Here is a 23132-nt window from a genome sequence, read left to right as displayed (position 1 = left end):
GTTCTCCAAATTAATCCCGCGAAACAAGAACCGGGGGCAGAGAAACCGGGTTTTTCACCTAATTAGTCGGCCCAAACCAAATATTTTCCCAAAAAACCCGGTTTCTAAACCTCCGAGTGCATAATTTTATCTAAAAAATTATTGCCCATTCCTCCCAATGTTTCTCAGAACTGTAAGTAATAGTCCGCCTCACCGAACCCGCATCCAAAACATAAATACACACCGAATCCTCCACCTGCTTAATCAACATTTAAATCTTCTGCTGAAGCTTCACAAAGTCAAAAAATACTCAAAAACACTGTACTGCGTCCACCTTCGGTATCCACACAGCAACTTGTGCAGCCTAGTCCGCCGCTTGGGGAGCACCAGCGGAGACTGTTAGCGAGGGTTCTGAGGGACACAACATAGATGAGTTTTTCGGGAAAATCGAGGTTGAGAGATTGGCTGAAGAGAAAAAGGGCGATCGCACTTTCAGTTTTTCCCGAACCCGTCGCCGCCCTCAGCAGCACATTTTCGCGGTTGAGGATTTGGCGGATTGTTTCTATTGGGAATTGTCGGGGTTGAAATCCAGTCAGGGCGCGAAAGTATTCGTTGATGTCAGTACCTGTATAGAATGTCTTCAGGGGCAAAAATCCCGTTTGTGCGATCGCGCACAGAAGCTGATATAATCCTAAGTTTCTGTACGCCATATTATATCCGCTCAACTACCATAATAAAAACGGTTTGTAGTCAGGACTTTAGTCCGCATCAATGCGAGCACTTTAGCCCTCATTACAAACTAATTTTATGACTATCGTGCGAGCAGATATAATATAATTCCTCAAGAATCTACAATCAAAACCCCAAAATTGATATGACTCAAAACTACCGCATCACTCTTTTGCCGGGAGACGGCATCGGCCCGGAAATTATCGCTGTAGCGGTAGATGTCCTGAAACTTGTCGGCAAACAATTGGACATCGGCTTTGAATTTCAAACAGCATTAATAGGCGGCGCTGCTATTGACGCAACAGGCAATCCGCTGCCCGAAGAAACTATGGAAAAATGCCGCAACAGCGATGCAGTATTACTAGCAGCCATCGGCGGTTACAAGTGGGATAATTTGCCGCGCGAACAGCGCCCGGAAACAGGATTATTAGGAATGCGCGCCGGATTGGGATTGTTTGCAAATTTGCGTCCTGCAACTATTTTACCGCAATTAGTCGATGCTTCTTCCTTAAAAAAAGAAGTTGTCGAAGGCGTTGATATTATGGTAGTCCGCGAACTTACAGGCGGCATTTATTTCGGCAAACCCAAAGGCATTTTTGAGACAGAAACCGGGGAAAAACGCGGTGTAAATACAATGGCTTACACCGACTCGGAAATTGACAGAATCGGGCGAGTCGCTTTTGAGACTGCCAGGAAGCGCGGAAAAAGGCTATGTTCCGTTGATAAAGCGAATGTTTTGGATGTTTCGCAACTGTGGCGCGATCGCATCATTTCCCTTTCCCAAGAATACCCCGATGTCGAACTTTCTCACCTCTACGTTGACAACGCAGCAATGCAGTTAATTCGCTGGCCAAAACAGTTCGATACCATAGTCACCGGCAACTTATTCGGCGACATCCTTTCCGACGCGGCAGCGATGTTAACTGGTAGTATTGGAATGCTACCTTCTGCTAGTTTAGGAGCAAGCGGGCCTGGAGTTTTTGAACCAGTGCACGGTTCCGCGCCGGACATCGCCGGACAAGATAAAGCAAATCCCATCGCTCAAGTTTTAAGTGCGGCAATGATGTTGCGCTATGGGTTAAATCAGCCGGAAGCTGCTAATAAAATCGAGCAAGCAGTTATCAAAGTTTTGGATAAAAATTACCGCACGGGCGATATCATGTCAGAAGGCATGAAACAGGTCGGTTGTCGGGCGATGGGCGATGCTTTAATTGAAGTTTTGCAAGGTTAATCTAATTGGCTCGTAGGGGCGGGTTTATGAGATTATTTGTGGGTTTCATAGATATCGGTGAACCCGCCCCTATAGGAAGTGCGGGTTTAACCTTCCGCAGTCAACATATTAAATTGCTCCGTATTAATGCGATTTGCTTGATACAATATTTGAGCAATTTCTGAAAGCGCTAGCACAGAATGTGCGCGATAACCGTTGACCTGCAATTTATCTTTTACACCCTGTTCGTGGTCGATCAAAACCACAATATCTTCTACATTTAACCCCGCAGATTTTAACTTGCCCGCACCTTCCATCACGCTTTTCCCACTAATCAAAATATCATCGACTACGACAATCGTTTCTCCCGCTTGAAAATGCCCTTCAATTAACTTACCCGCACCGTAAGTTTTCACTTCTTTGCGCGGAAAAATCATCGGACGTTCCATCCGCAATGCTAAACCAGTTGCTGTGGGTAAAGAACCGTAGGGAATTCCGGCAATGCGATCGAATTTTAAATCCTTGAGAATGTCTGCATAGGCGCTGACAATTTGATGAAAGATTTGCGGAATTGAGATGATTTTTCGCAAGTCGATGTAATAGGGAAATACTGCGCCCGATGCTTGTACGTGGTCGCCAAAAACTAGGCAGCCGATGTCATAAAGTTGCAAGATTAAATCGCGGTTGGGTTCTGGTTGCAAAAAACACACGTCGGGCAGCCACAATTCGCAAGTTGGACTGCCTGCGATCGCCCTCCGCCTCTGTTCGTTAATTCTATCCCGCAATTTTTCAATTTCTCGGCGCGGCTCTTGTTTCGCGAACAAACTCGGAGGAATTGGCAGCAATAAATCCTCACCATTCTTGCTTAAACCGGCCGCCAGCAGTTGTACGAGGTCGTTCTCTTCTGCGATGTCATTTTCTTCGGCGATGTCTCCTTCAACTAAAATCAGCCGTTCTGGAGCCGCTTGGCGGATGCGCGCCAACAAATCGGGCATTACTCCTACTTCCAAACCGAGTTTTTCGGGAGTTCCCCAAGTCTGAGAAAGTCGGACTAATTGCAAGTACAAAGGGTTTTCTGCAGTGGGGTATTCTTGCAAGGCGGCGGCTGACGGGTTGGCAGTGGCACAGAGGACAAAAACAGTTTTTCCGGCATATAGTAAAAATGGTGCTACTTCGTCGAATCCGGCATAGGGACTTAGGGTAATAGCGTCAAATTGCCAGTCTTCAAATACGGTTTTGGCAAACACTCCGCTGGTGTTTAAATCGCTGTGTTTGGCATCTAAAATTACGGGAATATGACGGGGAATTATTGTTAAAATTTGTTGCAGCAGTTCCCAGCCGGGGATGCCGAGACATTGATAAAAACCGAGGGTGAGTTTGCAGGCACAAATTAAATCGGCTGTTTGGTCGATCGCACTTTTGAACCTTCCCAACAAATCAGTCACAAAACTTTGAGTTTCTTCTCCAGTCATCGAAACCAGCGCCGGCAAGGTTTCCGGGTCTGGATCTAGGGCTAAATACAGCAAACTTTGATTGCTTTCAACAGCCGCTAACAGTTTATCGAAAAAGTGGCTTTTATTGGTCATATTTGGTAGGAGAGGTAAGGGGAAATACAAATTTGACTCAAAAACTGGGATTGGTGTTGTGCCGCAATCAACCGAGTTCCGTTGAAGTTTAAATTAAGAATCTTTTATCATTGTAGAAGGTAAAGACCATGAAATCTGTAACTTTTGGAGCAGTTTCATTGGGACTGATTTTCGGGTTGGCTGCAGGGGCGATTGCAGGTAATCTTCAGCAAGTAAATTAGTTGCTGTCAACTAACCAGTGTCGCGGCTGCGATTTGAGAAGCATTCCCCAGCCGCAAGCTAGTTTAGTAAATGCCGATTTGCAAGGGGCGGATTTGATATCGTTTCCGGTTGCATCGGAATGATGTTAACTGTTGACTGTTAACTCTTGACTGTTAACTGTTAATTTACTATTCCGATGAAGCGAGGATTTGATATGAGAGGTGCAAATCTCAGAGAAGCTAATTTATCCTGGGCAAATTTCAGCGGGGCTTTTTTGCGACAAGCTAATTTAATTGGGGCCGATGTTACCGGGGCAAATTTGGACAATGCTAAGCTAAAAGGGGCGACTTGGGTTGACGGTAGTATCAAATAAGCTGTACTGTATTTAAATTTAACTTTTGGCCTGCGTCGGAATACCTAGTCCACTCATTGTTAAAAAAAAATAAGCGTACAAATAGAACTAGAACCTAAAGCAATATCCGCCTTAGAATGTGGATGGTAATGAATGATAAATTCGATCGACTTTTCGACTTGGGACGACTTGCTGCAACGCTACGTTGATGCTGGGGGCCGCGTTAATTATCGGCGCTGGAAAGCTGAGGGGGCAGATGTTTTGAGCGCTTGGCTGGCAACTTTGGCAGATGTAGATTTAGCTGCTGTTACGGATGCGGATGCGCGGCTGGCGTTGTGGCTGAATGCGTACAATGCGATCGCAATTTCTCAAGTTCTCGAAGTATACCCGATCGCGTCCATCCGTCCCAAAATTTTAGGAATTCCGAATTGGCTAGCTTTTTTGGATTTCTTCACCCGTTCAAACTCGATTATTGGCGGCAAAAAGTACAGTCTCAATCAAATCGAACACGCAATTTTGCGGCCCTCCTTTGCGGAAGCGCGCATTCATTTTGCCTTAGTTTGCGCTGCACTCGGATGTCCGCTGTTGCGTCGCGGCGCTTATTTTCCCGAGTCGGTGCGGGCGCAACTAGAGGCTGATACCAGCAGTTTTATTCGCAATCCCGATAAGGTGCGGTACGATGCTGCGAAAAAGACGCTTTATTTGAGCAAAATTTTTGAGTGGTACGGGGAGGATTTTGTGCAGGCGGCGGGTTCGGTGGCTGAGTATGTGGGCGGTTATTTGAGGCCGGAGGTGGCTGTGGATGATGAATGGGCGATCGTTTTTTTGCCTTACGATTGGAGTTTAAATCAAGTTGAGATTTGAGATTTTCCCAAAGCAGCAGTTATTTTTTGATGGTTGATATATAGCCTTTCTCAGAAAGATGAGGTACTATCCGGGATTGGGCATTGGCCAAACAGGGCATTGGCCCGCGCAGGGCATTGGGCATTGGCCAAACAAGGCATACCTCACTTTTTTGAGAACCGCTATAGAACCCATTTGAGTATCTATTCTGCGTAAATCTCAGAAACCAGTTTCTCTCTATATTTCTCGTCACCCAACCCAAAAACTCAAAGATATCAAATGGGTTCTATAGACAAAGCTGCATAAATATTTGATTGATGAGTTAACCCCAGATTTCAAGCGGATAAACACTGATGGACGCAGATAATTTAATATAGTCGGCCAATGAGTTTCAACAGTTGACAGCTTGCTTGTTGACAGTTACCTCTTCCTTCCGCGAAGAGGTTTGCGGGTGAGGGAAATTAATTTTTCCGTTCTTCCGACAAAGGGGAAGCTTTAAACCCATTTTTTCTGGTAAAAAGCAGGATTTCAACCTGCGCTACAAGAGTTATTGGAGATGTCTAATGAACAAATCTACTCTCGCTCGATCGCTCTTTTTCCTAGCTGTGTTCGCCTGCATCCAAATTCCCGCCGCAGCATTTTCGCAACCTGCAACTCGCTCTGGCTACGAAACAATTAATCCTAAACAGTTCATAACCGATCGCAAAATTACGGTTTCCAACCCCAAAGATATCGCAGCCAAACTCTTTATTCTCGATCGAGAATCTGAAGGCAGAAAAAGCGATGGCATTTTGGTTGAATATCCCACGCGAGAAACCGCCGTAATTGTTCATACAGTCGTCGGCTTGGCTGACGATTCTGTTGCGGGAATGCGCCACCGCATCGAACTCAGGCTCAGGCAAAATAAGTGGGAAATTGTCTGGATTGGCCGACAATCGAAGTGTCAGCCAAATCGCGGACACCAAAATTGGGCAAGCGGCCGCTGTAAGTAGAAAGATCGATCGGCTTTTTGCTGATTATCCCTGCTACCGAAAACTGCACCCCAAAAGTTTGAGGGTTTCTCAAAAAGTACGATCGCCCTTCAACATCGCATCGAATGAATTGCCCACAATTAAATTGGTTTGCAGTCAGGACAAAGAATGCTTACCGACTCAAAGGCGGTTGAGAAGACTCAAATCCTCACTACAAACCGATCGAACTTCTCAGTTTACTTGCACATGATCAAATTTCCAGCCGAGATAAATCCCGGAACAGGCCCTGAAATCTCAACCCAGTTGCGGTTTTCTCCATTCTTGTCTTTCACTAACTGGAAATTCGGCACAAGCGTTACTTGACCGTTAGCTGCTACGCCACCTTTAATCGCAGAAGTCTTTGAAGGCTCGGTGCGAATAGCCAGACCCTTGGGCGCTACCCGAGGTTCTACCTGGCGGCACAGACTGACGGGGCCTGTCGCTGCGGGCGCTGGTGTCGCTGCGGGCGCTGGTGTCGCTGCGGGCGCTGGTGTCGCTGCGGGCGCTGGTGTCGCTGCGGGCGCTGGTGTTGGTGCGGGCGCTGGTGCGGGTGCTGGTGAGGGCGCTGGTGCGGGCGCTGGTGAGGGCGCTGGTGCGGGCGTTGGTGCGGGCGTTGGTGCGGGCGCTGGCGTTGGTGCTGGCGCTGGCGCTGGTGCCGGTGCTGGTGCGGGCGCTGGACTTGGGGAAGGATTTTGACTAATTGTGCAGGAAGCTATATTAGCCTCGTTGTTGGGGTATCCGGTAGCAATGTATCCTTTTACCGGAGAGGTAATTTGAATCCAGAGGCGACCGTCGGAGGCTTTAACAGAAGTGGCACCTTGGAACAGTGTTATCTGAGTATTCATTGCTACACCGCCAACTCTTGGGGATTTGGGGTCTGGGTTCTGACGAACGGTCAAACCTTCTTTGGGAGTGACTTTGCGGCAAAGGGGGCCAGTTTGGGCTATTTCAAAGGTGGCGCTGTTTTCAAAGGAAATATTTTCAGCATCCTGACTGGTGGTGGATATTGGTGGGGCAGCATGACCGATCGCCTGAGCCTGCAAACTTCCGGCTACAAGTGCGATCGCGCCCAGCAATACAGCGGGCTTGTTCCAGCAATTCAAGTTTTTCATCCGTTCAACTCCTCATCTCATCAAAACCATTATCTTTATTGGAGGTCAATATAGCAAAAAAATCGATTTGTATTCCATAAAAATGTTTTACATAACATTGTTTATCCTTTTTACTAAAATTTTATTCAAAAAAATTAATCTTTGCTGAATTAAGCCAAGACAAATTAAGGTGCTGCACCTGTCAATTGCTGGCTATCTTAGAACCGGAGAGGGAAAAGGGAAAAGGGGGAGGCTCAACAGTCAACAGTTAACAGTAGCTTAAATGCGTGAGTGTCGATCGCACCTCAGTCGATCTAGCCACCAAAAGTCCCAATCGCTAGCATTCCTGAAAATTCCCTAATCTGCAGATATAAAGTCAACTGTTTAATCGCCCATCACAAATCACAAATCTAAAATAGACTGTTGAAACCCGCCAAATCTGGTATTTGGAGTCTATTCTAATAATTTCCAATCTAAAATCTAAAATCTAAAATCTAAAATAGATAGACTGATGTTTTTTGTTTCAATCTATCAAAAGACTGATCTTTTTAAATAGAGCGTCGTTGCATAAGCTCTATCTAGAGAATGGTTCAGTCGATCGCTGCGATAGGGTAGAAATAGAATGTCAAACTTCAATTTTTAATCTATGAAACTGAATTATTTTACCAAAGGGCTTTCGACTGTCGGGCGCTATCTAGCTGCAACCGTGCTTTGCGTATCAGCAATGGCATTTGTTTGGCAGGGTGCGTATTTCTCGAACACCGCAGCCCTAGCCTCTCCTGCTATAAACTCCATCGCAGCAGCAGATATTGGCGATAACGTGCAAGACAAAGCCAGCAAAGATGCTGGACGCACCAAGAATTTCATCAAAGATACAGAAGAAAAAGTTAAGGACGCCGCCAAGACAAATGCCGCCAAAGTCGATCGAGCATCGGATAATGGTAGTTTCGTAGAGCGCAAAGCGAAGGAAGATGCAGCTACGATTGAGAAAAGAGCCGAAGAAGATTCTGCTCGCACTCAAGAAGCAGTAGATAACACCAAGAACGCTGTCGAGCGCGTTGTTGACAGCATCAAGGATGCTTTTAACTAGACAATCAATAATATAGTGTTGGCTCGCTCCACCACGGTCAAACTGGTTCGTAGTCAGGACTTTAGTCCTTTTTGCCCCAAATACTAAAGTCCTCACTAAAAACCAAAAGTATTAAAGGTTCGTAGTGAGGACTTTAGTCATTCTTTTTAAGGTTCGTAGTCAGGACTTTAGTCCTTCTTTTCCCAAATACTAAAGTCCTAACTAAAAACCAATCCAATTCGGGTGAAACTCTTCAGACATCAGAGCGTGTTTTTTCGCCCTTTTCTCATACCTGGAAACCAACAGCATCACTCTGCATTTAGCCAAACCTCCAAACAGAGCCTCAAACCGATCGCAATTCATCATTTAAAATTGCCGCAAAAAGCGCAAATCGCTAGAATAAACCCGGCGAATATCGTCAATTTCATAAAGTACCATTGCGAACCGCTCCACACCAAAACCCGCCGCAAATCCAGTATATTTTTCTGGATCTAAACCGACTCCTTTAAGAACATTCGGATCGACCGCGCCGCAGCCCAAAACTTCCAGCCATTTGCCGTTCCACTGCAAATCAACTTCAGCAGAAGGTTCTGTAAATGGAAAGTAACTCGTGCGGAAACGAATCGGCAAATCTTGCCCGAACATTTGCCGCAAAAACTCTTTAATTGTGCCTTTTAAGTCAGTAAATGTCAGGCCTTCACCGATCGCTAAAAGTTCGATTTGGTGAAAAACTGCTGCGTGAGTAGCATCCACAGTATCGCGGCGGTAAACGCGGCCGGGAGAAACAATCCGAATCGGCGGTTTGTGCTGTTCCATGTAGCGAATTTGCACCGATGATGTCTGAGTCCGCAGCAAGTCGCCTCCCGGCAGATAAAATGTATCTTGCATATCCCGCGCCGGGTGGTCGGGCGGGGTGTTCAGCGCCTCAAAGTTGTAATAATCTGTTTCCATTTCCGGGCCGTTGGCGACGGTGTAGCCGAGACCGACAAAAATATCGAGAGCGCGGTCTATGACGGCGTTTAAGGGGTGAACGCGGCCTTGGGGGCGAAAAATCCCCGGCATGGTGACATCGAGGGTTTCTGAGGCTAATTTGGCTTGGATTTGGGCAGTTTGGAGGCCGGCGCGTTTGTCTTCTAAGTCGGCTTGCAGGGCTTCTTTTACCGTATTGGCGATCGCGCCTACTTTGGGCCGCTGATCTGGCGACAGTTTGCCCATCATGCCTAAAATCTGAGATAGTTGGCCTTTTTTGCCAAGGTAGCCGACGCGCAACTGTTCGAGTTGTTCGAGGGTATTCGCCGTGGCGATCGCACTTTTGGACTCTTGACCGAGGGTTTCTAGTTGAGTTTCAATATCGCTTAGTTGGACAGTCATCTTGATTTTAGATTTTAGATCTGAGATTTTAGATTGAAGGCTGTTTTGAACCAAGCTGAGTTTACCGCAATCTTGGCACTACCGGCTTGTATATTTGAGATTTTAGAACAAACCGTGAAAAATGGGCACTGCGGGCGATCGTTAGTCATTAGTCATTAGTCATTAGTCAGCAGTCATTAGTCATTAGTCATTAGTTAACAGTTAACAGTTAACAGTCAACAGTCAACAGTTAACAGTCAACAGTCAACAGTTAACAGTCAACAGTGCCACCGGAATTGTTGATACAATTAATCTGCGTTAATCTGTGTTTATCAGCCCTCATCTGCGGTTTAAAAAAGAGATAATTTATCACCGCAGATGACAATTGATTGACGCCGATTCACGCAGATGCAGAGAAATCATTAGTCAATTGTAAAATCCTGTCAACAGTCAACAATCACTGACGCTGCAACCAGGGTAAACGCATCTTGGTAGACAATGCTGTGCGTGTGAGTTTGTGCGCGATCGCAATTATCGATTTTAGCCGGTTTAGCCACCCGATCGACCGGGCGACATTGTTTTGAGTATTTTTGCTTAGGCGATCGTTGATGGGGCGATCGACCTTTCGGCTCAAATCCGCTGAAATATAAGTATTGCGGGTATGCAGACAGCAGTGCGCCTTCCTGCGGATATCGGTAACAGTCGATCGAATTTGAATTCAATTGCCGACAACTCAAGAGAATCTATTAAGATATATAGACTTGCCCAAATCTTGCCAGTTCAAGATTGCAAGTTCAGACTCTACTGGAGCTTCTCATGTTAGCCGAGCTAATCTCTTCCAGACGCATACTCAAAGCCAAACTCCTCGACTTCTTAGGACTTCCCGAAAATTGCGAAGACAAAACAGATAACATCGTCAACCGAATTGTATCCGTACTAGAAATAAACGCAGCCGAACAACAAAGATTTTTGGAGACATTCAAAAGTGAATTAGCCGTCGCTCCGGTAGAATTAGAAGCAATGCTCAAGTGTTCGGCAGTAGAACGCCAGCAATGGATCGAACAAGGCAAACTTCCTATTTTAGAATACCGCTCTTTCCTCAAATCTGGAATTCATTTAGAATATCCCGTTCACGACAGAAGATTCATCTTAACTCTCACGCCAGCAGATATTAACAACTGGCGCAAAGAACCCAAAGCGCCTATCAAAACTAATGACCAAACAGCGGCTGCTGTCAGTACAAAAAACCCCGAAGAAAACGAACAATCCCGAATAGCTTTTAGTTCAGCTTGGGAAAAAATAATTGCCGACTGGAAAGAACAAGGTTCGGCGGAAATTTCTGCAACCTTCCAGCTAGCTTACTGGACAGTTTGGGCATCACGGTGGGCCAAAGAAAATCAGATCAAAAGTCAAGGAAGTGAATCTAAGAAAATCTACGAAACTCACCAGCAGGAATGGTACCATCGCAAAAATCAAGCAGTTAAGTTACTGATTGAAATGCCCTACGCCATGCTTTACTTTTATCGTCCTCCCGATGGTGACAAATTATATCTGGAACTGTGCGACGACCACCAGGATATGATGAAAGATGACTACTATTGGGACAAGTGGGAGTTTTTTAATCAGAATCGCAAACTGGTAAATAGATGCCGCGAATGCGTGTACTGCGAAACCAAAGATTATTACTCGCTTTACTATCTCGAAATCAAGAGCGACAAGTTTCCCGATTTTAGTTTTTCCTACCACACGCCGTACACCATCGGCCGAAAATTTTTGCCGCATCCCGAAACGCTTCCTCCCGTTGACCACGTAGAACAAGACGGCATTTTTCGCTTTGGCCGCCCGCTGCTACAACAAGAAAAAGTTATTCACACAGAAAAGGATGTGTTGCTCAAGTTTGAGGCGGCTTTGGCTGAGGCCAAAAAGTTTGTTTAGTCAGTAGTCAGTAGTCAGTAGTCAGTAGTCAGTAGTCAGTAGTCATTAGTCATTAGTCATTAGTCATTAGTCATTGGTTTAAAAGTAGAGTAATGTGCACGCGCGCCGACTTGAGAAACCGGGTTTCTTTTAATATTTATCGTCACTCAACCCACAACCCTTAGAAATCGGGTTTCTTAGTCACGCACTCACGACCAGAGAAACCGGGTTTCTTTCAATATTTATCGTTGCTGTTACGAATAATCGTAGAAACCCGGTTTCTTACCGTGATATGCACGTCCGTTACTGATGACTAATAACCAATAACCAATAACCAATAACTAATAACCAATAACCAATAACCAATAGCCAATAACCAATAACCAATAGCCAATAACCAATAACCAATAACCAATAACCAATAGCCAATAACCAATAGCCAATAACCAATAACCAATAACCAATAACCAATAACCAATAACCAATAGCCAATAACCAATAACCAATAGCCAATAACCAATAGCCAATAACCAATAACCAATAACCAATAACCAATAACTATTTTTGAACTTGGATTACTTGAATACTGCCGCCCGCATAAAGTTTGGGTTGTTGAGTTGCTTGGGAATTGTTAGGTTGAAATCCAACTTCTGCTAACAAACTATTCAAGTCAGTTTCGATTAACTCCCAAGCGGTTTCAGTCTCAAACAACCACAAAAATACAGCTAACCCCGGCCAAAATACTGGATTTGTGGGTCGATGAAAATCTACCAAAGTGAATACACCCCCGGGCTTGAGTACGCGGTAAACTTCTTGAAAGATTTGCCTCAACTGTAGGGGCTGCATTTCGTGCATCGCTACGCTGCTGTGCACCAAGTCAAACTCACCGTCGCCAAATGGCATGGATTCGGCAAAAGCTTCTACATACTTGGCTGACGGTACATTTTTTCTGGCCCGTTCCAGAGATAATGGCGAAGCGTCAAGTCCTGTGACATCCTGGGAATATTGCACGAGAAACTGCGTAGTCTGGCCGCTACCGCAACAAAGGTCTAAAATTTTAGTTTCCGCCCTAGGGGTCAAATTTTGCAGGGCTAGCTGGCGAAAACGAGCCTCGCCACCTACGCTCAAAGAAGCCAGACGGGCGATCGCGTCGTACAGCCACTGATACCGATAACTTAAATCTCTAAAAATTGTTGCCACAGTCAAAATTATGTATAGCTTGTTATCGACTTAAGATATCATGAGGCTATATTGTTAAAATAAGTAACAGAACTGAGACGATGGGAGAGCTGTAACTGCTATGGGCCGTGTGGGAGTATTGCTATTAAACTTGGGCGGGCCAGATCAAATCGAGGATGTCCGTCCTTTCCTGTTCAACTTGTTTGCTGACCCGGAAATCATTCGCATTCCGTTTCCGTGGATGCAGAAACCGCTCGCCTGGTTGATTTCGACCCTGCGATTTCAGAAATCCCAGGAAAACTACCGCCAAATCGGGGGCGGCTCTCCTTTGCGCCGGATTACCGAAGAACAAGCCGCTTCGCTGCAAGAACTCTTGCAAGAAAAGGGACAAGATGCCCGAGTATACGTGGGGATGCGCTATTGGCATCCTTTTACCGAAGAGGCGATCGCCAAAATTAAGCGCGATCGCATCGAACAGTTGGCAATCTTGCCGCTATATCCTCAATTTTCCATCAGTACCAGCGGTTCTAGCTTCCGGCAGTTAGAAGAAATGTGGGGCAAAGATCCAGCCCTCAGCGAGATCGAATACACCGCTATTCCTTCTTGGTATCAACGACCTGGTTACATTCAGGCGATGTCGGAACTGATCGCCCAAGAATTAGACAACAGTCCACATCCCGATCGAGTTCACATCTTTTTCAGCGCCCACGGTGTCCCCCTCAGCTACGTAGAAGAGGCTGGAGACCCCTATCAGCGCGAGATTGAAGATTGCACTCGTCTGATTATGGAACATTTGAACCGATCGAACGAACACACCCTCGCCTATCAAAGTCGGGTTGGCCCGGTGGAATGGCTCAAGCCTTACACCGAAGACGCGATTACTGAATTGGCAGAAAGTGGAGTCGAAGATTTGTTGGTAGTTCCGATTAGTTTTGTTTCGGAACACATCGAGACTCTGCAAGAAATTGACATGGAGTATCGAGAACTAGCAGAAGAATCGGGCATTGAAAATTTCTACCGAGTGCCGGCACTGAATACTCATCCGGTGTTTATTGAGGCCTTGGCCGATTTAGTCATCGAGTCGATCGAATCTCCCAGCGTTAAATTCTCTGATGTAGTACGCCCTTCCAAGAGAGTCAAAATGTACCCTCAAGAGCAATGGGAGTGGGGTTTGACGACGGGGGCCGAAGTCTGGAACGGTCGTGTAGCAATGATTGGTTTTATAGCATTAGTGCTCGAGTTAATTACGGGTCAAGGCCCGCTACACTCGATCGGCTTGCTTTAAATAGGGAATTGGGAATCGGCCCGCGCAGGGAATTGGGAATTGGGAATTGGAAATTGAGGCATTGGAAATGGGGGCATTGCTAATTGATAGCAATTAACCATAACTAATAACTCATAACTAATAACCAAGAACCAACAACTAATAACTAATACCCGATGCTCTGTTTGGCCGATGCCCGATGCCCAATAATTAAATTAATCAGGATCGCGCTTGCGGCGGCGGGGATTTCCCCCATCGCCCGCTCTTCCCTGAATTCTGTACCAGCGATACCACTCTTTAGAACTGCGAATTGCCAGCCACAGCAGCAGCATAGCAACTAACGCTCCCTGTCGCGGGGCATCAAAGGCAAAGAAAACCAAAGAAATGCACAGAACATCTTGCAAAAAAATTACCCAAATCGGCAAACCCCTCAGCCGGTAAAGCCATCCTGCTTGTACCAGTTGCAGCACTAAAGCCAACAAACCTCCGACAATACCAATAATCCACAGCATCCAAGGATGAGCAATAATTTCGTTGATCGAACTTACCTGAGCGATCGCAATTCCCATAATTGCTCCTACAATGGGACTGAAAATAATCTGCACAACTTGCAGCATCCGCTGTCCCGCAAAAGTTTTAGAAGCAAATAACTCTAACAGCGACCAACTCACCAAGATGGTAATAGCCACTTGGGGAGGAACCCCCGATAATAGAGGTATTTCCGACCAAAGTTTATCAATCCGCAACAAACCAATTAACAGCAGGGGCAGGGCAATTCTCATACCCCCCGCCGCCGATGCAGATAACGCGGCTAGGAGTCCAACCATAATAATAATTGAGTTTAGAACATATGCTAGAGCCTCGATCTATGTCACAATTTACTTCCCCTGGTGACTGGCTGTGATTTGAGCGATCGAACTCAAATTACCCCTTGAGCTTAAATATATCTCTCTATTTTAAGTGTATTTGCTTAATCTCTGCTTGGGAGTGCGATATTGTCGATCGATACAAAGTAGTTGAGTGTTGTTAGTTGACTGTTGTCAGAAGAAAGGAGGCAGCATTCAACCAGGATTGTGATTAAATTAGCTTAAGCACCAGAAGCTTTCTTCTCTCTGACAACAGTCAACAGTCAACAGTCAACAGTCAACAGTCAACTAACTTCTTATGTCTGACTCATTATTTACCGATGCCAGTCGCCGATTAGAACGAGCCTTAAAATATGTATCCCTCTCCGAAGATACGATCGAACGGCTCAAATATCCCAAATCCAGCTTAATTGTATCGATTCCCGTGCGGATGGACGACGGTTCCCTGCGAATTTTCCAAGGTTATCGGGTGCGCTACGACAACACCAGAGGCCCCTCTAAAGGAGGAGTGCGCTACCATCCAAATGTATCCCTCGATGAAGTGCAATCCTTGGCATTTTGGATGACTTTTAAATGTGCGGTTCTCAACATACCATTCGGAGGAGGCAAGGGCGGAATTACTGTCAATCCCAAAGAATTGTCCAAATTTGAATTGGAAAGGTTGAGCCGGGGTTACATCGATGCGATCGCAGATTTCATCGGCCCCGATGTCGATATTCCCGCGCCGGATGTCTACACCAATCCCATGATTATGGGTTGGATGATGGATCAGTACAACATTATTAAGCGACAGCTTTGTCCGGGAGTAGTGACAGGTAAACCCGTAACAATGGGCGGCAGTTTGGGTCGAGATACCGCAACAGCAATGGGCGCTTTTTTTGTAATAGAAACTCTTCTACCCAAATTTGAACTAAATCCTCAAGACACAACCGTAGCAGTGCAAGGTTTTGGTAATGCCGGTGCAGAAATAGCAGAATTGCTGTGGAACGCCGGTTACAAAGTTGTTGCAGTCAGCGATTCCCAAGGGGGAATTTATGCCAAACAAGGCCTGGACATCCCCAGTATTCGAGGGTTTAAAGACTCTAATAAAGGTATCAAAGCTATTTACTGCGAAGGTTCAGTTTGCAATATTGCCGAACACGAATTTTTAACAAATGAGCAACTTTTAGCCTTAGATGTAGACGTGCTGGTTCCAGCAGCTTTGGAGAATCAAATAACTGAAGCCAATGTTAATGATATCAAGGCTAAGTTTATTTTTGAAGTAGCTAACGGGCCGATCGATTCGGCTGCTGATTTGATTTTAGAAGCGAGGGGAATTCAGGTAATTCCTGATATTTTAGTGAATGCTGGGGGCGTAACGGTTAGTTATTTTGAGTGGGTGCAAAATCGCAGCGGGCTTTATTGGACGCTGGAGGAAGTCAACCAGCGGTTGCAGCACAAAATGGTCGAAGAAACTCAGGCAATTTGGAAAATATCTCAAGAATTTTCAGTTTGCATGAGAACTGCGGCTTACGTGTACGGGTTAAATAGACTCGGAGAAGCTATGAATGCGAAGGGAACCCGGGATTATTATGTGAACGGTTGAGGGAAGTGCGGTAAGATTGTGCGATCGCACAATCTTACCGCAGTTATTCGAGAAAAGCGCAGTCTACGAACCAACATGGCAAAACTTGGCTTTGAATTGGGGAATTTTAGGCGTGCACGCAGCAGTTTATTTAACCGTAACCTTGCTGCTACAAAAGAGAAAAGATATTATTAAATAAGTAGGTCATCTAGCTACGGAGATTACGCGAAAACCAGAGCCACGCGAAAACCTATGAGCTGGAAGCGATGGCCCACACAAACCCTGACACGATAGGCACTGCGGCAAGTAAGCGCAGTATCGAACCAGGAACCGCCACGCAGGACTCGAACATCCCTTCTGCCAGTTTCCCAGGAACTTCCGTCAGTTGGTGCACCGTTCCAGTCTTCGTGCCACGTATCGCTGCACCACTCCAAAACATTGCCGTGCATATCGCACAGTCCAAAAGCATTGGGGGGAAAACTCCCGACATCGGTTGTTTGTTCACGGGAAAGTCCTGTGGGGGCGTTTGCGTAGCGCCCGTATCCCTTATAGTTGACTAATTCCGGGGTAATGGTTTCCCCAAAATGAAATGGGGTTGTTGTACCCGCACGACAGGCGTATTCCCATTCTGCTTCACTCAATAGGCGATATTTTTTCCCGGTTTGTAGCGAGAGTTTGCCACAGAATTCTACGGCATCATCCCACGATACATTTTCTACAGGACGTTTTTCACCTTGGAAACGGGATGGGTGGTTTCCCATCACTGCTTGCCACTGTGCTTGGGTGATGGGGTATTTGCCTGCATAAAAAGTGGGTACTGTGACTTGATGCTGGTGACTTTGCTGATAATTTACTCCCTCTTCGTCGTTGGGGGAACCCATCATAAATGTGCCGCCGGAAATGTAAACCATTTCTAGTACAATTGAGTTACCTAAGTCTTCAGGAAAAAAGTGAGCAAATGACTTAGTGCGGCTATTTTCTCTCCCATATGAATCTACTGTGATGACATCAAATTCAAATGTGGGGAGATAGTCTTGGAACTGCGGTTTTATCTTTAAGTCATCCCTATCGTTCAGCAGTGCATAGGCAGCTAATTTTAGCTGCATTGAGTTATCCCGCAATGCTTGAATTCTTATCAAATCTAACCCAGCTTCTCCATATTTCAGCGCTTCAGAGAGTGCGGCGATTCTAACTTCGACAGCGGGCGAAGCTAAGCGGCTTTTAACGCCGGGGATGCCTCCGAGTACCGCAGCATTGACAGGAATTGAACTTTGACCGCCGAGGACGGCATCGTATTCTCTAGGTTCATTTTGATTTTCTGACATAATTTCAACCAGGGACTTTTGCTAGTTTGTCGGGTTGCAATGGAGACATCGCGAGCAATTCCTCAACTGAGAAAGGTTGGGGTTGAGAAATTGCTGCTTCAGCATCCATAAGCTCTTTGATTTTCTCAAAAATCAAAACCGTTTCTTCTTCTGAGTCAGTTAGTTTGTCATAAAAATTAGGTATGGAGAACCAATGCTCAAAAGCAATCTCTAACAAACCGTTAGTTGCTAATTGCACTTGCCAGTACTGAGAATATCTGGCATCGACTATCTCAAATAACGGGGCTGGATTGTGTATGGGATAATAAGTAAAGCGCTCATCGCAAATACAATACGATAAATTACCTTGCCATTCAGAGATAGCATAGACAATATACTCTTTACCTACTATCAGTTTAAATTCTGTTTCTGCGGTGATGTCTAACGGTGGATTTAGGTAATTTTCCGGCAGGTCGGTTCCTTTGTTGGCAATGCAGCGAATCTTCATATTATATTAACCTCACTGGTTTTTAGGTGCTATTTTGGGGTGTGTACGTTTGATTTTGTACTCGACATTTTGAAGAGTGCAAACATTTCTATACCAATGGATTTCAACGACAGCTCCCTCGATAATCGCGCTTTGGTTACTAGCCATTTTATACCAATCTTCAGGCTGACCGCCATAGTTGGCAACCAATCTGGGAGAATCTCCTAGCGGTCTGCTGGAGCCACCTTGAATCATGATGGCAGGTTGAGCCTTAGCGTCTTGCAGGAGTATTTGCTCTTGTAAATTATTGGGGATATCATCGGGAATTGCACCTCTAATCATCTTGCTATTAGTTACAAACTCTAAAATCTAGGCTAATTTTAATTATACAATTAAGCTATAGCTTGTTGGTGGGGTGGGGGCGGGTTTATTTAACCTGTCTGTAGTCTTTGAATTTGTCGGTGAACCCGCCCCTACGATTTTTGTTAACCTGAAATTAAACATAAAAAATCCCCCAAACGGGGGATTTGATTCAATGCTATTACATAGCCTTAATCTCCGGCATCAAACACTTGTCAGAATCGCAGCCCGCCGGCCCAGAATCCATCATTTCACCCAAATCGTAACGGCTCAAAGCCTCGTGGAAAACATCAATCTCGCGGCGCGATAAAGCCTCTGCCACCATTTTGGTGTAAGTTTCCTTATTAATCGGTTCAAAGGGCAAGCGCGGGAAAGTTTCTAGAGCATCAAATCTGGCTAAAAGTGCTGCAGAAATATAGCCTTCGTCATCGCGAATTGCTTCGTAAATCCGAGTAGCCAAACTTTCTACTTCATTTTCCCGCAGTTCAATTGTTGCTGAAGTGTTGTGTCTGACATAGAACTTTTGCACTTGCATATAAAAGTCCATTTGTGCCGCCGCTGAGAACTTGTTAATGTCAATTTCATCGGCACCGGGTAAGTCAGCCCAACTTACAGCAACGGGTATTTCTACCAGCCATTCCGTGCAGCGTTCGTCGAAGGGATTGTTGAGTAAATTGCCGTTTTCATCTTTGTCAGATTGAGACGGAATCACGTTGTATCCGTAGTCGATGCAGGCGAGGGCTACGGGGTCGTTTTTGCCGAAAGTGATTCGGCGAATAAAACGCTGGGCTTTCGGCGGATGCCAGCCCGGAGAAGCACCTGTGAGCAGAGATTTTGTACCCGATGGTTGCACGGTTGTGCAGCGATTGGGGCGTTTCAAGGAATGGCGATCGCAATAATCCCATACTACCCGATTCACAATCTCCCGCCAACCAGTCAAATACTCTTCTTCCCGCTGTTTAAAAGCGATTCCCTGCGGAGTTTGCGGGCGACCTTCCACCCACCAGCGCAGCCACTCAACGCCAAAAGCATGAACGAAGAAATCGAACAATCCCGTGAAAGATACGCCGACAATCGGGTCTAATTCGCGGCTGTATTGATAGCGAGGTTCGAGAAATTTGTGATTGAGAAGTACCGCGACAGATAGAGCTCCGGCGGTGAAAGCTTCCTCCTGTTCTTTAAAGTTGTAAGGGTCGATTTGATTGAGGTGAACCTCCCCCAGATTACAGTGAAAATTAGAGCCGATGATTTCCAGTTTTGTTATCCTAAAGGCTTTTTATCCTTTAGTTCTACAGATTCTATTTTCCCTGTAGCTCGGCGTACTTTTTCATTTACTTTAGTTATAAATGCCCCGCACTCTTGCCAGGATTATGTTCTTCAATCAAGAAGGTTCACCCAGTACGCTCTACGGTGGCAAAGGATTTTTAATGCCCTTACTTACCTCGGAATTAACATCTCAGTATTCTCCGAATTTGCGAGGTTTTTAACGTGAGGCAAAATTACTTACCACACGGGTTTAAGCCCAAACGAACTGACCGATGCTCTAATTCTTCCGCAGTCATGTCAGGATAGCGTTCCTGGAACCACTGTTTAGCTTTTCCTTGGTCGTAAGCTTTCAAGAACTCAATTTTAAGACTAGGTGTTGAAAGTAAATCGACGTTAGCTCTAGCTACAGCTTCACCAGCCCATTGAATTGCACCTTCACCAGAATAATACTGTTTGCGAACAGCATCAATACATTCTTCCAGTGTTGGTTTGTGATGAAAAACACGAGAGTGATTTGCCATTCTCAAAGCATCGCGATCTGGATCTATTTTCCAGTTGCCATTTTCATCTTGTTGCCATAGGTTATTTTTAGCATTGGCTCCCAATTCGTCATCGAAAGAAAACTGACGAATTCCCGCGCTGCGCCTAATATTTCCAGCAACAATTGTGACCGCTGCTTCATCTATCAACACGCAGCATTCAACTGAATTTAATTGCCGCCCTAAAGCTTTATTCAAAATAGCCGAACACCGTTGATAAAGGTCGGGCAATTTCACCGGATTTGCGACTCCGCCAAAACCTTTTAAAGGCTCTCCCACCGGGCGAACGTCGCTCAAATCTATGTAAACTTGAACTTCGCCTGCAAATCTTTCATCTGTGGATAATTCCAATAAAGTTTGATAGGATTGCACCCAACCTTGGCGAGAATCTCCGACATGGATAGTTGCGGTTTTTTCGTCTATTTTCACTTCGGTTGCTTGGCGGCGCGACTGGGCGGGTGTAGAGCCGATTTCGCCTTGCATTGTTACGGTTAAGCGGTTGCTAATCTGTGGCAATTGGTTGATATATTTGGGTTCCAAAACTGCGCCGGTACCGCAGCCCATCATTGCCAAATCCATTAACAAGCCAAAGGCGCGCCAGTCGAGAATATTTGTTGAAGAACAATTATAGGCGCCGGAAAAGTTTTCGGGTTGTTCTATCCATTTGCTGCCGCCTACCCACAGCCAGCGCCCGGAAGCGAGGGTTTTGAGCTGGTTTTGCATCCGGTGTAGGAGCTCTGTTTCTTCAGCAGTGAGGTTTCCTAGCGACGCTAAGCCCTTGACGGTTCGATCGCACACTTGGGCCCAAGTCTCCCGCCCTGTCTCGGTACGGCGGCTGTACGTCCTGAAAAATATTGGATTTGCTGTCGGTACTGTTTCGGGAAAATCGGACTGGTTGCGTTTTTCGCTAACACTTGATCGCTCTAATTTTGGAACCATAATTTATGTACTGACGCGGAATATATCAACAAACTACGAATATACAACAGGATTCAGATTTAGGGTGAAAGCTTGATAAATTTGACAATTTGCACTAAATATGGGGCTTCGGACTCGGGAAGGTCGATCAGGCGATCGCTACAGCCATTACACGGTGTAAGTTCCGTTTAAGGCGAGGCGATCGATAACGCTATTTTGAATCTCATCCGAGAATTCGGGAAACGGCTTTATCGCATAACTACTCTCTTTGCTTCCGCGCTTGAAAATGGAAATTATAATTCGAGAGTTAATCACTTATCACTTATCACTTATTAGACATCTTCCAAAAAGGCTGTGAAGAACAGGCCGTCCAGCCTGTTCCACAATAATTATGGGAGATGTCTATTACTTATTATTACTTTATCAATCAGCGTGTCCGGTTAGTATCAAGACTAATAGTGTAAACCACCAAACGATCGGTCTGATTAATATTGATATCGGCACGATTAGAATGAAACCTGCAAATCTCGACCCAACCCTGGGTGTTTGCATAAAGTGCAAACCGAGTGCCGCTGCAATTAGAATGGCTACTACCCAATTCAAAATAGGTGTTATATTATTCCAATCAATTTCGGTAATATTTCCGAAGAGATTGGCTAATGGATTGGTTAAAAAAAGCCAAATTCGATCGAAGTCTGTTAAGCCCAGAGAATTTTCTATCCAGAGATCGGCTTGACCGGGTTTGTGGCGGTAGTCATTAGAGCCGCCACATTGAAACGATTGTTCGCTGTATCTAATATTACACTGCGGTACTTCAAAGGGTTCTACCTTAAATTCAATCTCAAGTGATCGACCTTTCAGGTTCGTTCTACATCGATTGATGTTATTGGAGGCATCTTTCCAATCGCATGAAAAAGAATGTCCGGACACGATCGTCATTCGATGACCTTCACGAAGGGCTAACTCAGAGCTAGACCCTTCGCCAATTCTCAATTCTGCAACTGCTCCAGCTACAGAAATCGGCCCGCCCCAAAACATGATGCCGATCGCAATAATTAGGCAATAAGCGGCGATCGCAAAGGGAGAGTGTGGCAACCTTTTTTTTAGATTCATGATTCGAGTTCAATTTTAAGGAAAATAACTTTAATGAGTTGTTAAAAACTCAATATTCGGTAACAGCGGGTCTTGAACAATCCCCACACCCTTAAAGCTCCAACGTTCCAGCAACTTTTTTACCTGAGAACCGGAAATCGATTCTACTCCGAATCGATCGGCAACATCAGCAGCATGGGTGTTGAGATAGCTCAAAGCGTCATAGTCTTCGCGAAACATCAGCAGGTAACTTACGGCCGAATCGGGATTGGGACAAGCGCTGATATATTTGCCGTCAGCACGAGAACGCAGCAAGTAAAAAACTTGGGATAACATCTTATCTTTTTTGTCAAAATAATAGATTAACTCAAATGGGGAATGGGGAATGGGGAATCGGGCATCGGGCATCGGGCATCGGGCATCGGTAAATTAAAAAAGTTTAATTATTTTTCTTCCTTCTTCCTTCTTCCTTCTTCCTTCTTCCTTCTTCCTTCTTCCTTCTTCCTGATGACATTGTACGGAAAGCTCGGAGGCGACAGCACTAATGACTAATGACTAATGACTAATGACTAATGACTTCTTCCTGATGACATTGTACGGAAAGCTCGGAGGCGACAGCACTAATGACTAATGACTAATGACTAATGACTTCTTCCTGATGACATTGTACGGAAAGCTCGGAGGCGACAGCACTAATGACTAATGACTAATGACTAATGACTAATGACTTCTTCCTGATGACGTTGTACGGAAAGCAGTTGTCAGTTGTCAGTTGTCAGTTGTCAGTTGTCAGTTGCCAGTTGTTACCAATAACAAATAACAAATAACAAATAACAAATAATAAACAACAAACAACAAACAACAAACAACAAACAACAAATAACTAATGACTAATGACTAATAACTAATGACTAATGACTAATGACTAATGACTAATGACTAATGACTAATGACTAATG

29 protein-coding genes and 1 pseudogene are annotated in these 23132 nt (G+C 45.2%); 11 read left to right on the top strand and 19 right to left on the bottom strand.

The features are described from left to right. Positions 1-130 precede the first annotated feature (130 nt). The 3 genes and pseudogenes from QUA97_RS23745 to QUA97_RS23735 all read right to left on the bottom strand — a co-directional run. A complete protein-coding gene (locus QUA97_RS23745; RefSeq protein WP_228049975.1) occupies positions 131-250 on the bottom strand; it encodes a CRISPR-associated endonuclease Cas2 in 120 nt (39 codons plus the stop codon). A gap of 20 nt (positions 251-270) precedes the next feature. Next, complete coding sequence (locus tag QUA97_RS23740) at positions 271-366, bottom strand: CRISPR-associated endonuclease Cas2 (RefSeq protein WP_333196492.1); 96 nt, start codon at positions 364-366, stop codon at positions 271-273. Between the two features lie 23 nt (positions 367-389). Beyond that, positions 390-689: pseudogene (locus QUA97_RS23735) on the bottom strand (hypothetical protein); the annotation flags it as partial. A 164-nt stretch (positions 690-853) separates the two neighbouring features. On the opposite strand from QUA97_RS23735, the gene leuB reads away from it, so the two are divergent. Continuing rightward, complete coding sequence (leuB, locus tag QUA97_RS23730; RefSeq protein ID WP_194067529.1) at positions 854-1939, top strand: 3-isopropylmalate dehydrogenase; 1086 nt, start codon at positions 854-856, stop codon at positions 1937-1939. An 86-nt stretch (positions 1940-2025) separates the two neighbouring features. Here the strand turns inward: leuB and QUA97_RS23725 are convergent, their stop codons facing one another. Next, positions 2026-3504: a bifunctional orotidine-5'-phosphate decarboxylase/orotate phosphoribosyltransferase gene (locus QUA97_RS23725; RefSeq protein ID WP_194067530.1), complete on the bottom strand. Its 1479-nt coding sequence runs from the start codon at positions 3502-3504 to the stop codon at positions 2026-2028. Positions 3505-3725: 221 nt separating this feature from the next. Here QUA97_RS23725 and QUA97_RS23720 point away from each other — a divergent pair, with 221 nt between their 5' ends. The 4 genes from QUA97_RS23720 (at position 3726) to QUA97_RS23705 (ending at position 5892) form a co-directional block, all read left to right on the top strand. Next, positions 3726-3848 carry a hypothetical protein gene (locus QUA97_RS23720; RefSeq protein WP_333196488.1) on the top strand — a complete coding sequence of 41 codons (123 nt, stop codon included), beginning with the start codon at positions 3726-3728 and terminating at the stop codon, positions 3846-3848. A gap of 53 nt (positions 3849-3901) precedes the next feature. Continuing rightward, the gene (locus QUA97_RS23715; RefSeq protein WP_194067531.1) at positions 3902-4078 is read left to right on the top strand and encodes a pentapeptide repeat-containing protein; all 177 of its coding nucleotides are present in this window, start codon (positions 3902-3904) and stop codon (positions 4076-4078) included. Positions 4079-4210: 132 nt separating this feature from the next. Then, on the top strand, positions 4211-4921 hold the full coding sequence (locus QUA97_RS23710) for a DUF547 domain-containing protein (protein WP_194067532.1): 711 nt from the start codon (positions 4211-4213) through the stop codon (positions 4919-4921). 542 nt (positions 4922-5463) lie between these two features. Beyond that, the gene (locus tag QUA97_RS23705; RefSeq protein ID WP_194067533.1) at positions 5464-5892 is read left to right on the top strand and encodes a hypothetical protein; all 429 of its coding nucleotides are present in this window, start codon (positions 5464-5466) and stop codon (positions 5890-5892) included. Positions 5893-6107: 215 nt separating this feature from the next. Here QUA97_RS23705 and QUA97_RS23700 read toward each other — a convergent pair whose 3' ends face one another. After that, the gene (locus QUA97_RS23700) at positions 6108-7022 is read right to left on the bottom strand and encodes an SH3 domain-containing protein (protein ID WP_194067534.1); all 915 of its coding nucleotides are present in this window, start codon (positions 7020-7022) and stop codon (positions 6108-6110) included. Positions 7023-7647: 625 nt separating this feature from the next. On the opposite strand from QUA97_RS23700, the gene QUA97_RS23695 reads away from it, so the two are divergent. Then, positions 7648-8091: a hypothetical protein gene (locus QUA97_RS23695; protein ID WP_194067535.1), complete on the top strand. Its 444-nt coding sequence runs from the start codon at positions 7648-7650 to the stop codon at positions 8089-8091. A gap of 201 nt (positions 8092-8292) precedes the next feature. Here QUA97_RS23695 and QUA97_RS23690 read toward each other — a convergent pair whose 3' ends face one another. The 4 genes from QUA97_RS23690 to QUA97_RS23675 all read right to left on the bottom strand — a co-directional run bounded on the left by QUA97_RS23690 (position 8293) and on the right by QUA97_RS23675 (position 10142). Beyond that, positions 8293-8436, bottom strand: coding sequence for a hypothetical protein (locus tag QUA97_RS23690; RefSeq protein ID WP_194067536.1), 144 nt, complete (start codon positions 8434-8436; stop codon positions 8293-8295). Further along, positions 8437-9441: a phenylalanine--tRNA ligase subunit alpha gene (pheS, locus tag QUA97_RS23685; RefSeq protein ID WP_194067537.1), complete on the bottom strand. Its 1005-nt coding sequence runs from the start codon at positions 9439-9441 to the stop codon at positions 8437-8439. A 14-nt stretch (positions 9442-9455) separates the two neighbouring features. Continuing rightward, positions 9456-9590, bottom strand: a complete 135-nt coding sequence (locus QUA97_RS23680; protein ID WP_333196481.1) for a hypothetical protein — start codon at positions 9588-9590, stop codon at positions 9456-9458. A 273-nt stretch (positions 9591-9863) separates the two neighbouring features. Continuing rightward, complete coding sequence (locus tag QUA97_RS23675) at positions 9864-10142, bottom strand: hypothetical protein (RefSeq protein ID WP_194067538.1); 279 nt, start codon at positions 10140-10142, stop codon at positions 9864-9866. Between the two features lie 94 nt (positions 10143-10236). On the opposite strand from QUA97_RS23675, the gene QUA97_RS23670 reads away from it, so the two are divergent. Next, on the top strand, positions 10237-11355 hold the full coding sequence (locus tag QUA97_RS23670) for a hypothetical protein (RefSeq protein ID WP_333196479.1): 1119 nt from the start codon (positions 10237-10239) through the stop codon (positions 11353-11355). A 282-nt stretch (positions 11356-11637) separates the two neighbouring features. Here QUA97_RS23670 and QUA97_RS23665 read toward each other — a convergent pair whose 3' ends face one another. After that, complete coding sequence (locus QUA97_RS23665) at positions 11638-11889, bottom strand: hypothetical protein (protein WP_333196477.1); 252 nt, start codon at positions 11887-11889, stop codon at positions 11638-11640. 3 nt (positions 11890-11892) lie between these two features. After that, positions 11893-12534 carry a class I SAM-dependent methyltransferase gene (locus QUA97_RS23660; protein ID WP_194067541.1) on the bottom strand — a complete coding sequence of 214 codons (642 nt, stop codon included), beginning with the start codon at positions 12532-12534 and terminating at the stop codon, positions 11893-11895. 100 nt (positions 12535-12634) lie between these two features. Here QUA97_RS23660 and hemH point away from each other — a divergent pair, with 100 nt between their 5' ends. Next, positions 12635-13798 (top strand): ferrochelatase, encoded by a 1164-nt coding sequence (gene hemH, locus QUA97_RS23655; protein ID WP_194067542.1) that lies wholly within the window; start codon positions 12635-12637, stop codon positions 13796-13798. Positions 13799-13992: 194 nt separating this feature from the next. Here hemH and QUA97_RS23650 read toward each other — a convergent pair whose 3' ends face one another. Further along, positions 13993-14604: a DUF4126 domain-containing protein gene (locus QUA97_RS23650; RefSeq protein ID WP_194067543.1), complete on the bottom strand. Its 612-nt coding sequence runs from the start codon at positions 14602-14604 to the stop codon at positions 13993-13995. A 337-nt stretch (positions 14605-14941) separates the two neighbouring features. Between QUA97_RS23650 and QUA97_RS23645 the strand changes: the two genes are divergently transcribed. After that, positions 14942-16228, top strand: a complete 1287-nt coding sequence (locus QUA97_RS23645; RefSeq protein WP_194067544.1) for a Glu/Leu/Phe/Val family dehydrogenase — start codon at positions 14942-14944, stop codon at positions 16226-16228. 16 nt (positions 16229-16244) lie between these two features. Further along, positions 16245-16406: a hypothetical protein gene (locus tag QUA97_RS23640; RefSeq protein WP_333196473.1), complete on the top strand. Its 162-nt coding sequence runs from the start codon at positions 16245-16247 to the stop codon at positions 16404-16406. A gap of 22 nt (positions 16407-16428) precedes the next feature. On the opposite strand, the gene QUA97_RS23635 is transcribed toward QUA97_RS23640, so the two are convergent. The 4 genes from QUA97_RS23635 to nrdJ (QUA97_RS23620) all read right to left on the bottom strand — a co-directional run bounded on the left by QUA97_RS23635 (position 16429) and on the right by nrdJ (QUA97_RS23620) (position 19556). Beyond that, complete coding sequence (locus QUA97_RS23635) at positions 16429-17532, bottom strand: formylglycine-generating enzyme family protein (protein WP_333196471.1); 1104 nt, start codon at positions 17530-17532, stop codon at positions 16429-16431. Positions 17533-17536: 4 nt separating this feature from the next. After that, positions 17537-18019, bottom strand: a complete 483-nt coding sequence (locus QUA97_RS23630) for a hypothetical protein (RefSeq protein ID WP_194071210.1) — start codon at positions 18017-18019, stop codon at positions 17537-17539. Positions 18020-18031: 12 nt separating this feature from the next. Next, a complete protein-coding gene (locus QUA97_RS23625) occupies positions 18032-18340 on the bottom strand; it encodes a hypothetical protein (RefSeq protein WP_194071209.1) in 309 nt (102 codons plus the stop codon). 199 nt (positions 18341-18539) lie between these two features. After that, the gene (gene nrdJ, locus QUA97_RS23620) at positions 18540-19556 is read right to left on the bottom strand and encodes a ribonucleoside-triphosphate reductase, adenosylcobalamin-dependent (protein WP_442922580.1); all 1017 of its coding nucleotides are present in this window, start codon (positions 19554-19556) and stop codon (positions 18540-18542) included. Positions 19557-19704: 148 nt separating this feature from the next. Between nrdJ (QUA97_RS23620) and QUA97_RS23615 the strand changes: the two genes are divergently transcribed. Beyond that, the gene (locus QUA97_RS23615; RefSeq protein ID WP_194071208.1) at positions 19705-19845 is read left to right on the top strand and encodes a hypothetical protein; all 141 of its coding nucleotides are present in this window, start codon (positions 19705-19707) and stop codon (positions 19843-19845) included. A gap of 12 nt (positions 19846-19857) precedes the next feature. Here QUA97_RS23615 and nrdJ (QUA97_RS23610) read toward each other — a convergent pair whose 3' ends face one another. The 3 genes from nrdJ (QUA97_RS23610) to QUA97_RS23600 form a co-directional block, all read right to left on the bottom strand. Continuing rightward, entirely contained in the window at positions 19858-21102 is a 1245-nt protein-coding gene (nrdJ, locus tag QUA97_RS23610; RefSeq protein WP_333196467.1) for a ribonucleoside-triphosphate reductase, adenosylcobalamin-dependent, read from the bottom strand. A gap of 402 nt (positions 21103-21504) precedes the next feature. Beyond that, positions 21505-22194: a hypothetical protein gene (locus tag QUA97_RS23605; RefSeq protein ID WP_194071207.1), complete on the bottom strand. Its 690-nt coding sequence runs from the start codon at positions 22192-22194 to the stop codon at positions 21505-21507. 30 nt (positions 22195-22224) lie between these two features. Continuing rightward, entirely contained in the window at positions 22225-22509 is a 285-nt protein-coding gene (locus tag QUA97_RS23600) for a hypothetical protein (RefSeq protein ID WP_333196464.1), read from the bottom strand. Positions 22510-23132: the final 623 nt, after the last annotated feature.

This window comes from Microcoleus sp. CZ3-B2, assembly GCF_036705055.1.
GTDB lineage: Bacteria > Cyanobacteriota > Cyanobacteriia > Cyanobacteriales > Microcoleaceae > Microcoleus.
The sequence above is the reverse complement of the archived record's forward strand: the minus strand, read 5'-3'. Positions and strand labels throughout refer to the sequence as shown.